Source organism: Bartonella sp. AP57NXGY (genome assembly GCF_042195805.1).
In the GTDB taxonomy this organism is placed as follows: Bacteria; Pseudomonadota; Alphaproteobacteria; order Rhizobiales; family Rhizobiaceae; genus Bartonella.
On sequence record NZ_JBHIOZ010000578.1, the window covers coordinates 1 to 639 of the forward strand.

Annotated in this window: 1 protein-coding gene; it reads right to left on the bottom strand. The window is 34.6% G+C overall.

Translation table 11 applies throughout. The features are described from left to right. On the bottom strand, positions 1 to 543 hold a 543-nt coding region (locus ACFIL8_RS12880), incomplete at its 3' end, for a TrwN protein (protein WP_375690030.1). Positions 544 to 639 lie beyond the last annotated feature (96 nt).

Below are 639 nucleotides of genomic sequence, written 5' to 3' on the forward strand. Positions count from 1 at the left end.
ATCTTCCTCTCCTTTTGAAGAGAGAGGAAGAGAATCTACTTTAGTTGTCTGTTCTGGTTCTTCTTTTTTAAGCTTTATAGGCTCCTGCAAGCCTTCATTTCCTCGTACAGCAGCTTTTACTCCAACATATGAAGTAACTTTTTGCATACGGGTGTGGCTTGAGTTTTCTGTATTGTAAAAATTCAGCATAGACTGCAAAGTCGCTTTTTCAAAGATGCACTTTGATGTTGTTTGTTGATAGCAGTAAGTTAAAGCGCTTTGTACAGCTGTAATATTTCCGCAAAAATCAAACGCATCAAAAAGAGAAAACAATTTCATATTTCCAACATCAATTTGCCCTAAAATTATGTTAAAATTATGTTCATTCTGTTCAGCTGTTGCGATTGTTTCCTTAAGCTGAGATGATTGATAGAACAAGTTATCTTTATCATCTGTTACATAGACATTGTCCCGCGTTTCTTGTTCGGCAACAACTGAAAATGTCATGGGGGGCATATTGGATATGTATGCAGCAGCAAAAAATGTGAAATCTGGAACAATCATTAGCAATACACCTTATTATGAAGAATTTTATTAATACAAATGCTAATTCTGTGTTGTGCTTTTTCTCGTTGTCTTTTGATTTTATAAATTTGCAGA